The sequence below is a fragment of the Actinomadura sp. NPDC048955 genome, assembly GCF_040649435.1.
Classification (GTDB): domain Bacteria; phylum Actinomycetota; class Actinomycetes; order Streptosporangiales; family Streptosporangiaceae; genus Spirillospora; species Spirillospora luteofluorescens.
Genome location: NZ_JBEZJI010000006.1, coordinates 45492 through 57933 on the forward strand (window position 1 = coordinate 45492; position 12442 = coordinate 57933).

Below are 12442 nucleotides of genomic sequence, written 5' to 3' on the forward strand. Positions count from 1 at the left end.
GATGTCTCGGCTCCGCGGTCAGCAGTCGCCCTGGGCGGGCTTGCCCTCGAAGCGGTCGCCGAGGAAGTTCGTCACGTCCCCGGCCGCTCCCCAGTCGGTGGACAGGTGCTCGGCCGGGTAGGTGTTCTTCCAGGTCGTGGTGATGCCGGCTTCGCAGTAGGCCTGGCGGGTGGCGTCCTCGGTCTCGTGCGGGATGATCTCTTCGAGCCAGCCGCGGTACTGGAACACCGGGAAGCCGATCTTGTACTTGGCGGCCGAGGACGGGACGCCGACGTCCACCCCGAGCTTCTGCCGGTCGACGATGTCGCCCCAGGTGACGCCGCCGGGACCGGGCAGCGCGTAGATCTGCTCCAGCGACAGGCCGTCCTTGGAGAAGTTCTCGACCCTCGCGCCGAGGAAGACCGCGAGCGTCCCGTACAGGCAGTTGGACCGGACGTCCTTGATCGCCTGCTTGCCCCGGTCGTTCATCAGCTCGTCGAACGGCATCTCCGGGTGGGCCGCGTGCAGGCCGACCAGCGCGTCGGCGAGGAATCCCGCGAACAGGCCGCCGTTCAGCTGCTTCGCCGTCAGCTTCAGGTCGCCGGGCACGCCGCCCGCCGCCGCGCCGACGACGTTCAGCTCCGGCGCGTAGGACGAGGCGAGCTGCGCGCCCCACAGCGCGGCCGCGCCGCCCTCGGAGTAGCCGGAGACGCCGACCGCGCCGTCCGCGGTGAGGGACCCGCCGGGGATGCGGCGCGACGCCCGGACGGCGTCGAGCAGCGCGTGCCCGGCGTTCGCGCCGACCATGTAGGTGTGGACCTGCCCGTCGAGGTACCCGGCGCCGTCGGTGGCGGCGACCGCGAAGCCCGCCTTGAGGAACAGCGTCAGGTTGGCGCCCTCGTACATGTCGACGTACTCGCCGGCGAGCTGCTTGGAGAAGGCGCACTGCGGGCCGGAGCCGAGCGTGCCTGGGTTGAACGCGACTGTCGGGCGGGACCCGCCCTTCGTCCAGGCCGCGTCGGGGACGGCGACCGCCCCGGTCACCACGCTCCTGGCGCCCTTGGCGTCGGTCGAGACGTACCGGACCTTCCACGCCTTCATCGGGACGTCGCCGGGGATGTTCGTCAGCTTCGCCGGGCGGCAGGCGAGCAGGTCGCCCGGACTCCCCGCGACCGTCGCGGGCGGCGCCGCGTAGATCTCCGCGTCGGTGGCGCCGCAGCCGGAGGGCGCGGCTGCGGCCGGGGGCGCGGCGACGGGCACGGCGAGGGCCGCGCCGAGCGCCGCGGTGGTGAGCAGGCTGCGGAAGCGCATTCTCGCTCCAGGGGTGGGCTGGAAACCGAATGCTGACGACTGTCTCCCACCCGGCGCGGCGCGCGGAATGAAGTCCTGTCACATGCTGGGGCGCCGTTCTTAGCACTCAACTCAAGGTCCGAGAAGGCCGGCCACCTCCCGGACCCCGTCCCGGATCGCGGTCTCGGAGAGGTCGCCGAAGCCGAGGACGAGCCGGGGCGGGTCGGCCGCGCCGGACGCCCGGTAGGTGCTCATCCCGTACAGGCCGACCGACCGCCGGCGCGCCTCGGCGACGACGCGCCGCTCGTCCGCCCCGTCCGGCAGGTGCGCGACGGCGTGGAAGCCGGCGGCCAGCCCGGTCAGCCGCACGGCGGGCGCGTGCTCGGCGAGGGCCGCCACGAGCGCCGCGCGGCGTGCGGCGTAGACGGGCCGCATCCGGCGCAGGTGCCGCCCGTAGCGGCCGGACTCGACGAGCGCGGCGAGCGCGAGCTGGTCGAGGACGGGCGAGCCGCGGTCGGCGAGCCGCTTCTCCTCCGCCACCGCCCGGGTCAGCGCGGGCGGGCACAGGATCCAGCCGAGCCGGACGGCCGGGGCCAGCGACTTGCTGACCGTCCCGAGGGCGATGACGCGGCCGGGGGCCAGCCCCTGCACCGACCCGACGGGCTCGCGGTCGTAGCGGAACTCGGCATCGTAGTCGTCCTCGACGACGACCCCGTCCCGCTCGCACGCCCAGTCGACGAGGGCGCGGCGCCGCTCGGGGGCCAGCACGACCCCGGTCGGCCACTGGTGCGCCGGGGTGACGACGACCGCTCGGGCGCCGCTCGCGTCGAGCGCGCCGACGTCCAGCCCGAGGTCGTCCACCGGGACCGGCACCGCCTCGATCCCGGCGCGCTCCGCGGCGGCCATGGTCGCGCCGTCGCCGTAGCCGGGGTCCTCGAACGCCACGCGGCGGACGCCCCGGCGGGCCAGGACGTGCAGGACGATGCCGAGCCCCTGGGCGAAGCCGCCGCAGACGACGATGTCCTCGGCCTCGGCGACCGCCGCGCGCACCCGCCTGAGGTGACCGGCGAGGACGTCCCGCAGGGCCTCGGCGCCGCGCGGGTCGCCGTAGCCGAGCGCCTCGCTGCGCACCGTCCGGGCGACCTCCCGCTGCGCCCACGACCAGTCGCCGCGCGGGAAGGACGCCAGGTCGGGCAGGCCCGCGGCGAAGTCGACGCGGAGCCGGGACGCGTCCGGCCGCGCGGCGGGCGCCCGCCCGCCGTCGACGGCGCGGACGGGCGCCACGCGGGTCGCCGACCCCGCCCGCGTGCACAGGTACCCCTCGGCAGTGAGCTGGCCGTAGCACTCCTGGACGAGACCGCGGGAGACGCCGAGCTGGCGGGCCAGCTCCCGCGACGACGGCAGCCGCTCCCCCGTCTTCAGCCGACCGGTGCAGATCGCGTCGCGCAGCGCGGTCTCCAGCTGCGAGCGCAGCGTCCCGGTCGCGTCCCGGTCCAGGTCCAGCAGCAGCTCCGGTGTCGAACCGGCCCACTCGATTGCCATGAAATTGGACCATATAGCAGGCCGGATGGTCCCCTAGCGTCATGCCCATGAGCGAGACACGGGAGACACTGCCGCAGCCGGGCACCGCCGTCGCCGCGCGGCCGCCGCTGGTCGGGCGGCATCTGGCGCTGGTGTTCGTGGCCGCCTTCACCACGCTGACGGGTTTCTTCCTGCTGTTCTCGGTCGTGCCGATGTACGCGGTGGACGGCGGCGCGGGCGGCGTCGGCGCGGGCGTCACCACGGGCGCGCTGATGCTCACGACCGTGCTCGCCGAACTCTCGCTGCCCCGGCTGCTCGACCGGTTCGGGCACCGGCGGATCCTCGCGGCGGGGATCGTGCTGCTCGGGGCGCCCTCGCTCGCGCTGCCGTTCTCCTCGGCCATGGCGACGATCACCGCGGTGAGCCTGGTGCGCGGCCTCGGCTTCGCGGTGGCCGTGGTGGTGACGGGCGCGCTGATCGCGGCGCTCGTCCCGGCGGAGCGGCGCGGCGAGGGGATCGGGCTGTTCGGGGTCGTGGCCGGGGTGCCGTCGCTGCTCGCGCTGCCGCTCGGGGTGTGGCTGGCGGGCGAGGTCGGCTACACGCCGGTCTTCCTCGCGGGCTCCGTGGCCTCGCTCGCCGCGCTGGCCGTCCTGCCCGGCCTGCCGCGCGAGGTCACCGGCCCGGTCTCCTCCGCGCCGGCCCCCGAGCGGCCCTTCGGCATCGTCGCGGGACTGCGGTCGGCGGCGCTGGTGCGCCCGGCCGTCGCGTTCGCCTCGACCGCGATGGCGGCGGGCATCCTCGTCACGTTCCTGCCCGACGCCGTCCCCGGCGGGGTCGCGGCGGCGGCGCTGTTCGTCCAGCCGGCGGCCGCCACGCTCTCGCGCTGGTGGGCGGGACGGATCGGGGACCGGCACGGCGCCGCGCGGCTCCTCCTGCCCGCCGTGGCGGTCTCCGCGTCCGGCATCGCGCTGCTGACCCTGGCGCCCAACACGGTCGCCGTCCTCGCCGCCATGGTGGTGTTCGGGGCGGGCTTCGGCGTCACGCAGAACGCGAGCATGGCCATGATGTTCGAGCGGGCGCCCGCGTCCGGCTACGGCACGGTCAGCGCGCTGTGGAACATCGGCTACGACGGCGGCATGGGCGTCGGCGGCGCCGCGTTCGGCCTCGCCGCCGCCGCGACCGGCTACCCGGCCGCCTTCGCCCTGACGGCCGCCGTGATCTTCCTCGCCCTCCCCCTCGCCTTCACCCGCTCCGGCTCCCGCCGCTCCTAATTTCAGCGTCCCGGCCCACTGCGCTCGCCTGGCGGCTCGCTACGTGACCGGGCCTGGGCGAACGCGGCATCGCTTCGCGATCTGCCCGGTTCCGCTCGCCTCCGGCCTCGCTCCACCGGCCAGCTCACGCGTTCGCGCGCTTGACCGGAGCCACTTCGAGACAGGCCCTAGCCGAGGCGGGCGGCGATGCGGTCTACGTCGCCGCGCTCCGCCTCGGGCAGCGGCGCGCCGGCGGCCGCCCGGGCCCGCGAGGCGGCGGCCAGCGCCCGCGCGGCCTCCGCGCGGCGGCCGGCGAGGGACAGCGCACCGGCCATGCCCTCCTGCGCGAGCGCGACCGCGCGGGGGTGGCCGGTGGCGCGGGCCGCGGCCAGCCCCTCGGTGTGCAGGTCGAGCGCCCGTCCGGCGTCGCCCCGCAGTTCGGCGATGAACCCCAGCTCGGCCAGGAGGAAGGCGAGGCCGGGCGCGCCGTCGATGTCGCGGCACCAGCCGAGCCAGCGGCGCAGGATCGCCTCCGCCTCGGCCAGGCGCCCGCGCCTGCGCGCCGCGAGGGCGAGGCCGATCTCGGCGAAGTGCTCCATCCGGCGGTGCGACTCGCGGACGGCCAGCCGCCTGCCGCGCTCGTGCAGGTCGTCGGCACGGTCGAGGTCGCCTTCGAGCATCGCGACGCGGCCGAGGCGGGCCAGCCGGCCGGACGCCTCCGCCCAGAGCCCGAGCTCCTCGGCGTCGCGCAGGCCGCTCTCGTGGAGCTCGCGCGCGCGGGCGTAGTCGCCGGTCACCTCCGCGACCAGGGCGAGCGTCTCGGTGGCCTGGAGGCGGCCCCACCGGTCGCCCGCCGTGCCGGACAGCCGCAGGGCCCGCTCGCCGTCGCGCCGGGCCCCGGCGAGGTCACCGGCCGACAGCGCCTGCCCGGCCCGCACGGCGAGCGCCGCCGCCTCGCCCCAGCCGTCCCCGCGGGCGCGGAACCCGTCGAGGGCGCGGGCGGTCAGCTCCTCGATCGGCCCGAGGTCCCCGAACCCTCCCCGCACGAATCCGAGGAACCAGTGCGCCCACGGGTCGCCGTCGGCGGCGAGGGCCTCGCGGACGCGCTCGTCGCGGTCCGCTCCGTCGCCGTCCAGCATGGCGAACCCGGTGTGCCAGGTCCGCGCCCGCGCCGCGTCCGCCGGGTCCGCCGCGCCCGGCACGGCGAGCGCCCGCCCGAACGCCCGGCGCGCCTCGCCGGCGCGGCCCCACAGGAACCACGCCCAGCCCATCGCGTTGACCAGCCGCAGCGCGAGGCCCGCGTCCCCGGTCCGGACGGCGCCGTCGAGAGCGGCCCGCAGGTTGCCGGTCTCCGCGCGCAGCCGCCGCAGCGCGTCGCGCTGGCCCGGACCGCGCAGGTCGGCGCGTTCGGCCAGGCCGATGTAGTACTCGGCGTGGCGGCGGCGCACCCGCCCGTCCTCGCCCGCCTCCCGGAGCCGCTCGGCGCCGTACGCGGCGACCGTTTCGAGCAGCCGGTACCGCGGGCCCTCCCCCACCGCGACGAGCGATCGGTCGACGAGACCCGCGAGCGTCTCGACGTCGGCACCGCAGACCGCCTCGGCCGCGTCGAGGGTGCAGCCGCCCGCGTGGACCGCCAGCCGCCGCAGCACCGCCCGCTCGCGCCCGTCCAGCGGCTCCCAGCTCCAGTCGATAAGGGCGCGGAGCGTCCGCTGCCGGGGCGGGGCGTCCCGGGCGCCGGACGACAGGAGCCGGAAGCGGTCGTCCAGCCGTTCGGCCAGGCCGGCGAGGCCGAGCGCCCGTACCCGCGTCGCCGCCAGTTCCAGGGCCAGCGGGACGCCGTCGAGCCGGTCGCAGATCGCCGCGATCGCCTCGTCGTTCCGGAGGCCCGGCGCGATGCCGGCCCGCTCGGCGAGCAGCGCGGCGGCGGCCCCGGCGGCCAGCGGCGGGACGGTCCACAGCCGCTCCCCCGAGATCGCGAGCGGCTCCCGGCTCGTGGCGAGGACCCGCAGGTCCGCGACGTCCCGCAGCAGCGCCGCCGCCAGCCGTGCCACCGGTCCGGCCACGTGCTCGCAGTTGTCGAGGACCAGCAGCGCCCGCCTGCCCCGCAGCGCCTCGCCCAGCCGCGCGGCCGGTCCGCCGCCCGAGCCCGCGTCGTCGCGCAGCCCGAGCACCCCTGCGGTGAACGACGCCGCGTCGTCGGCGGACGCGCTCGCCTCCAGCCCCTCGTCGAGCCGTACGAGCCACGCCTCGCCCGGGTCGCGCAGTTCGCGCGCGACCGCCACCGCGAGCCGGGTCTTGCCGACCCCGCCCGTCCCGTGCAGCGTCACGAGCCGCGACTCCCCCAGCAGCGCGGTCAGCTCCCGGACGGCGGCGTCCCTGCCGACGAGGGGCGCCACGTCGGCCGGCAGGTTGCCCCGCGGCCCGCCGGCCGCCGGGTCGCCGCGGAGCATGGACGCGTGCAGGGCCGCCAGCGCGGGCGAGGGGTCCACGCCCAGGTCGTCGCGCAGCCGGACGCGCAGGTCGTCGTAGGCGGCGAGGGCCTCGGCGGGACGGCCCGCCCGGTACAGGGCCCGCATGTGGGCCGCGCGCAGCCGCTCCCGGAACGGGTGCTCCCGCACCGGTCCGCGCAGCTCGGCCGCCAGTGCCGCGTCCTCGCCCAGCTCGAGGCGGGCCTCGGCGCGCCCCTCCAGGGCCGCGAGGCGCAGTTCGTCCAGGCGGGCGATCTCGGGGGCCGCGAACGGCGCGTCGGCGAAGTCGGCGAACGCGGGGCCGCGCCAGAGCTCCAGCGCCTCGGCGAACAGCGCGGCCCGGGCGGCGGGGCCGGACGCGTCCGGCACGCCCCCGGCGAGGTCCGCGAAGTCGAGCGCGTCGGTCCGCGCGGCCAGCCGGTAGCCGGGCGGGCGGGTCTCGACCAGGGCCCGGGCGCCCGGCTCGGCGTCCTCCAGCGTCCGGCGCAGCTGGGAGACGCGGGCCCGCAGCGTCGCCGGCGGATCGGCGGGCAGCGCGTCGCCCCACAGGTCGTCGATGAGGCGGTCGGCGGGGACGGCGCGTCCGGCGTGCGCGAGGAGATCGGCCAGCAGCGCCCGCACCTTCCGGTCCGGGACCGGGACCGGGCGGCCGTCCTCGGTCCGCACCTCCAGCGGACCGAGGACCCCGAAGCGCATGCCCCCACCGTAATGCGGCCCGAACCTTTCCCGAACCCGCCCGCCGCAGGCTGGAGCCCTACGAAGACGAAGGGGACCGACATGACGACGACTTCCGTGACCGTGCTGGGACTCGGGCTGATGGGCAGCGCGCTCGCCGAGGCGCTGCTGAGGGACGGGCGGACGGTGACCGTCTGGAACCGCTCGCGCGCCAAGGCCGGGCCGCTCGTCGCCAAGGGCGCGGTGGAGGCGGAGAGCGCCGAGGCGGCGATCTCGGCGAGCCCGCTGGTGATCGTGTGCCTGTCCGTGTACGGCAACGCCGAGGAGATCCTCGGCGGCGCGGCGGCCGGGCGCACGATCGTCCAGCTCACCAACGGGACGCCCCGGCAGGCCCGCGCCATGGCCGGCCGCGCCGCCGGGCTCGGCGCCCGGTACGTGGACGGCGGCATCATGGCCGTCCCGCCCATGATCGGGCAGCCGGGGGCGCTGATCCTCTACAGCGGCGACGAGGAGGCGTTCGAGGAGCACCGCGAGACCCTCGCGGCCCTGGGCCGGCCGCGGTTCCTGGGGGGCGACCCGGGGCTCGCGCCGCTGTTCGACCTGGCCCTGCTGGACGCGATGTACGGCATGTTCGCCGGCGTCCAGCACGCCTTCGCGCTCGTCCGGTCGGAGAAGGTCGCGGCCACGGACTTCGAGCCGATGGCCACCGCGTGGCTGACCGCGATGCTGGGCTCGCTCCCCGAGCAGGCCCGCGCCGTCGAGGCCGGCGACTTCGCGACCACCGTCTCCAGCGTCGCGACCAGCCAGATGGCGTTCCCCGGCCTGATCGAGACGAGCCGCGACCAGGGCGTGGACCCCGGGTACCTGCTCTCCGTGCGGGACCTGCTCGACCGCGCGGTCGAGGAGGGCCACGGCGAGGACGGCCTCGCCCGCCTGATCACCCTGCTGGAGCGTCCTGGCCGGTAGCCGGGTCCGTTGCGAATTGGTGGAGTCTTCATTAACGGTTCGCTGGTCGGCCAGGGGGCGCGCCTACTCTCCCGCCATGCGCCGAACAGCAGCAGCACTCGCGACCGTCCTGACCGCCGGCCTCGCCGCCGGCGTCCAGACGGCCGCCGCGGCGGAGCCGTCCACCTGCGGCATCCCCGCCGACCACCAGATCGCCGAGGTCCAGGGCAGCGGCAGCACGACCCCCTTCGCCGGGCAGACCGTCCGGGTGGAGGGGGTCGTGACCGCGGACCTCCAGCGCGCCGACCAGCTCAAGGGCTTCTTCGTCCAGGACCCGACGCCCGACGCGGATCCGCGGACCTCCGACGGGCTGTTCGTCTACTCGGCCACCGATGTCGCGGTCGGCGACCGGGTCCTCGTCACCGGCAAGGCCGTCGAGTACAACGGGCTCACCGAACTGTCCCCCGTGTCGGCCGTGGACGTGTGCGGCACCGGGAAGGTCGCGCCCACGGCCGTCCGGCTGCCGCTCAAGGACGGCGCGGGCCTGGAGCAGTACGAGGGCATGCTGCTGCGGTTCGGCCAGCGGCTCACCGCCACCGAGACCTACCAGCTCGGACGGTACGGGCAGGTCACGGTCTCCGCGGGCGGCCGCCTCTTCCAGCCGACCGACGGGCACGGCACCACCCAGGCGGGCAACGACGCGCGGCGGCTCCTGGTCGACGACGGGTCGAACGTGCAGAACCCGGCGACGATCCCGTACACCGACCCCCGCGTCCTGCGGATCGGGGACGCCACGACCGGGCTGACCGGTGTGCTCACCTACCAGTTCGGCGCCTACACGTTGCAGCCGACCAGGCCCGCGCGGTTCGACAACGCCAACCCGGGGCGGAAGCGGCCGCAGAACGTCGGCGGTGACTTGCGCGTCGCCAGCTTCAACACGCTGAACTGGTTCACGACGCTCGACAGGCGCGGGGCGGACACGGCCGAGGAGCAGGAGCGGCAGCTCGCCAAGCTGACCGCCGCGCTGCGGGGCCTGGACGCCGACGTCGTCGGGCTGATGGAGGTCGAGAACAACGGCGACACCGCCGTCGGGGCGATCGTCGACCGGCTGAACCGGGCGGCCGGCGCCGGAACGTACACGTGGGTGCGGCACCCGTACCCCGGGACGGACGAGATCCACGTCGCGCTGATCTACCGGCCGTCGAAGGTCACGCCGGTCGGCGACGCGCGCTCGTCGCAGGACCCGGTGTTCGACCGGCCGCCGCTGGTGCAGACGTTCCGCCCCCGGGCGGGCGGGACGGCGTTCACCATGATCGTGAACCATCTCAAGTCGAAGGGCTGCGGCGGGGCCACCGGCCCCGACCAGGACCAGGGCGACGGCCAGGGCTGCTACAACGCCCGCCGCGTGGCGCAGGCCGGGGCGGTCGCCGATCTCGCGGCCGGCGTGCCGAACCCGCTCGTCGTCGGCGACCTCAACGCCTACACCGCCGAGGACCCGGTGAAGGCGCTCACCGGCGCCGGGCTCGTCGGGCAGACGCAGCGGTTCGTCCGCCCGAGCCAGCGGTACAGCTACGTGTTCGACGGGCAGTCGGGCGAGCTGGACCACGCGCTCGCGGGCAGGGCGCTGTCGCGGCGCGTGACCGGCGCGACGATCTGGCACATCAACAGCGACGAGCCGGTGTTCCTCGACTACAACACCGAGTACAACCCGCCCGCGTTCTACAGGCCGGACGCGTTCCGGTCGTCCGACCACGACCCCGTCCTGCTAGGCCTCGACCTGCGCTGAGCGACCTCCCCAGGGCCGGCCGCCGTGAAAGCGCGGCCGGCCCTCTCGCGCACCCCGGTCACCGAGCGTATGATCCAGGTCACATTCCTAGAGATGGGTGCGCTCATGACCGAAGCCGTCTCCGGTGCCGTCTCCGCCTCGGCGCCCGCTCCCCGCCTCGCGTTCGGTATCGGCCCGGACGGCACCTACACACGGTTCGGGCAGGTCGTCGCCTTCGTCCTCGGCCTTCTCACGACGTTCGCGTGCCTGCCGCTGGTCGTGGTGGGCGCCCTGCTGTACACGCGGGCGGAGACCCGGTTCGCGGAGGACCCCGCGCGGGCCCGCACCCTGGTGAACTGGTCGTGGCTCAGCATCGCGGCCCCCGTCCTGATCGCGGTCGTCGCCGTCGCCGTCGTCGCCGCGATGAAGGGCTAGCGGGAAGAGGACCGGCCCGGGACGGGTTGGCACAGGGTATGACCGTGCGCCTCTCCGTCCTCGATCTCGCCCCCGTCGTCACCGGCTCCACGTCCGGCCAGGCCCTGCGCCACACGCTCGACCTGGCCCGGCACGCCGAGCGGCTCGGCTTCCACCGCTACTGGCTGGCCGAGCACCACGCGATGCCCGGCATCGCCAGCTCGGCGACCGCCGTGCTGATCGGGCAGGTCGCGGCGGCGACCTCCCGGATGCGGGTGGGGTCGGGCGGGGTCATGCTGCCCAACCACGCGCCGATGGTCGTCGCCGAGCAGTTCGGGACGCTGGAGGCCCTGCACCCCGGGCGCATCGACCTCGGTCTCGGCCGCGCGCCCGGCACCGACCAGGCGACCGCGCGGGCGCTGCGCCGGTCCGCCGAGGCGCTGTCGGTCGACGACTTCCCCGAGCAGGTCGTCGAGCTGCGCGAGTACTTCGCCGCCGACAGCAAGGTGACCCCGGCGGCCGGGAACGAGCCGCCGGTGTGGCTGCTCGGCTCCAGCGGGTACAGCGCGCGGCTCGCCGGCCTGCTCGGCCTGCCGTTCGCGTTCGCGCACCACTTCAGCGCCGAGAACACCGTGCCCGCGTTGACCCTGTACCGGCAGTCGTTCCGTCCCGGCGCGCTGGACGCGCCGTACTCGATGATCGGGGTGTCGGTGACGGCGTCCGACACCGACGAGCGGGCCCGCGAGCTGGCCGCTCCGCAGGCGCTGTCGTTCCTGCGGCTGCGGCAGGGGCGCCCGGGGCCGCTGCCGACGCCGGAGGAGGCCGCGTCCTACCCGTACACGCCGCTGGAGCGGCAGATGATCGACGCGCGGCTGTCCGACCAGGTCGTCGGCGGCCCGGACGCCGTCCGCAAGCAGCTGGACGAGCTGATCGGCCGGGCCGGGGTCGACGAGGTCATGGTGACCACGCAGGTCTTCGACCACGCCGACCGGCTGCGCTCCTACGACATCCTCGCGGGCCTGTACCCGGAGAGCCTCAGCGCGGCGTGACCCGGAACCCGGTCGCCGACGGGCGGTCCGCGGCTCAGACGCCCTCGGCGGCGTGGACGACGCGGCCGTCGAAGACGGTCATCGCGACGGGGGTGTCCGGGAGGTCGTGCGGGTCGAGGGCGGTCAGGGTGCCGTCCAGGACGGTGACGTCGGCGGCCTTGCCGGGTTCGAGGCTGCCCTTCCAGTCCTCGGCGAAGTCCTGCCACGCGGCGTTGGAGGTGTAGGCGCGCACGGCGTCCGGCAGCCCGACGCGCTCCCCGGGCCCGAACGTGCGGCCGCTGGCCTTGGACTCGCGCAGCAGCATCGCCGCGACGCCCTGCCGCCAGTTCGGGTAGGTGACGGGGGCGTCGGAGCTCGCGGTGACGGGGATGCCCGCCTCGACCGCCGACCGGACGGGGAACTGGTAGGCGGCCCGTTCGGGGCCTAGCAGCTCCTCCACCAGGTCGGCGATGGTCCACTGGATGGCGGGGTTCATGTTCGCGCCGAAGCCGTGGGCGGCGAGCTTGCGCAGGCTCTGCGCGCCGGGCAGGTCGGCGTGGATGACGTAGTGCCGCGGGTCGTCGCGGGGGTGCTCGACCTGCGCGGCCTCGAAGGCGTCCACCACGGCGTCCAGCGCCCGGTCGCCGGTTACGTGCACGCCGAGCTGGTGGCCCGAGACGTGCGCGAGCCGGACCATCTCGGTCAGCTCGCGGGTGCGCAGCGCGTCGGCGGCGCCGTGCACGCACAGGCAGCCGAAGCCGCCGCCGCCCTCGTACTCCTGGTGCATCCAGGCGGTCCTGTTGGGCGGGGTGCCGTCGGCGAAGACCTTGACGCCGAGGACGCGCAGGATGCGCGGGTCCACGTCCCGCGGCACCTTCGCGTTCGCGAGGCCCTCGGCGATCTCGGCGGCCGAGCCGCCCATGCCGGTGAGCAGCAGCAGGACGCTGACCCGGGCGGCGAGGTCGCCGGCGCGGGCGAGGTCGCCGTAGACGTCCAGGGTGAGCTGGCCCGAGGCGCCCGCGAACAGGCTCGCGCCGCCCGGCCCGAGGCCCGGCTCGGTGAAGCTGGTGATGCCCCTCGCGGTGCAGGACGGCGACGGCCGCCCGG

At 76.0% G+C, this 12442-nt stretch carries 9 protein-coding genes; 5 read left to right on the forward strand and 4 right to left on the reverse strand.

Features of this window, described 5'->3' with window-relative positions:
- Positions 1-18 precede the first annotated feature (18 nt).
- Positions 19-1290, reverse strand: coding sequence for a lipase family protein (locus tag AB0C84_RS08405; RefSeq protein WP_361062785.1), 1272 nt, complete (start codon positions 1288-1290; stop codon positions 19-21).
- A 111-nt stretch (positions 1291-1401) separates the two neighbouring features.
- Positions 1402-2811, reverse strand: a complete 1410-nt coding sequence (locus AB0C84_RS08410; protein ID WP_361062788.1) for a PLP-dependent aminotransferase family protein — start codon at positions 2809-2811, stop codon at positions 1402-1404.
- A gap of 47 nt (positions 2812-2858) precedes the next feature.
- On the opposite strand from AB0C84_RS08410, the gene AB0C84_RS08415 reads away from it, so the two are divergent.
- Positions 2859-4061 carry an MFS transporter gene (locus AB0C84_RS08415; protein WP_361062791.1) on the forward strand — a complete coding sequence of 401 codons (1203 nt, stop codon included), beginning with the start codon at positions 2859-2861 and terminating at the stop codon, positions 4059-4061.
- Positions 4062-4228: 167 nt separating this feature from the next.
- Here the strand turns inward: AB0C84_RS08415 and AB0C84_RS08420 are convergent, their stop codons facing one another.
- Complete coding sequence (locus tag AB0C84_RS08420; protein WP_361062794.1) at positions 4229-7204, reverse strand: BTAD domain-containing putative transcriptional regulator; 2976 nt, start codon at positions 7202-7204, stop codon at positions 4229-4231.
- A gap of 81 nt (positions 7205-7285) precedes the next feature.
- On the opposite strand from AB0C84_RS08420, the gene AB0C84_RS08425 reads away from it, so the two are divergent.
- From AB0C84_RS08425 to AB0C84_RS08440, 4 genes are all read left to right on the forward strand, one after another.
- The gene (locus AB0C84_RS08425; RefSeq protein ID WP_361062797.1) at positions 7286-8149 is read left to right on the forward strand and encodes an NAD(P)-binding domain-containing protein; all 864 of its coding nucleotides are present in this window, start codon (positions 7286-7288) and stop codon (positions 8147-8149) included.
- Positions 8150-8225: 76 nt separating this feature from the next.
- Positions 8226-9914: an ExeM/NucH family extracellular endonuclease gene (locus tag AB0C84_RS08430; RefSeq protein WP_361062800.1), complete on the forward strand. Its 1689-nt coding sequence runs from the start codon at positions 8226-8228 to the stop codon at positions 9912-9914.
- A gap of 105 nt (positions 9915-10019) precedes the next feature.
- Positions 10020-10328, forward strand: a complete 309-nt coding sequence (locus tag AB0C84_RS08435; RefSeq protein WP_361062803.1) for a hypothetical protein — start codon at positions 10020-10022, stop codon at positions 10326-10328.
- A 38-nt stretch (positions 10329-10366) separates the two neighbouring features.
- The gene (locus AB0C84_RS08440; protein ID WP_361062806.1) at positions 10367-11356 is read left to right on the forward strand and encodes an LLM class flavin-dependent oxidoreductase; all 990 of its coding nucleotides are present in this window, start codon (positions 10367-10369) and stop codon (positions 11354-11356) included.
- 34 nt (positions 11357-11390) lie between these two features.
- Here AB0C84_RS08440 and AB0C84_RS08445 read toward each other — a convergent pair whose 3' ends face one another.
- A complete protein-coding gene (locus AB0C84_RS08445; protein ID WP_361063245.1) occupies positions 11391-12407 on the reverse strand; it encodes an amidohydrolase family protein in 1017 nt (338 codons plus the stop codon).
- Positions 12408-12442: the final 35 nt, after the last annotated feature.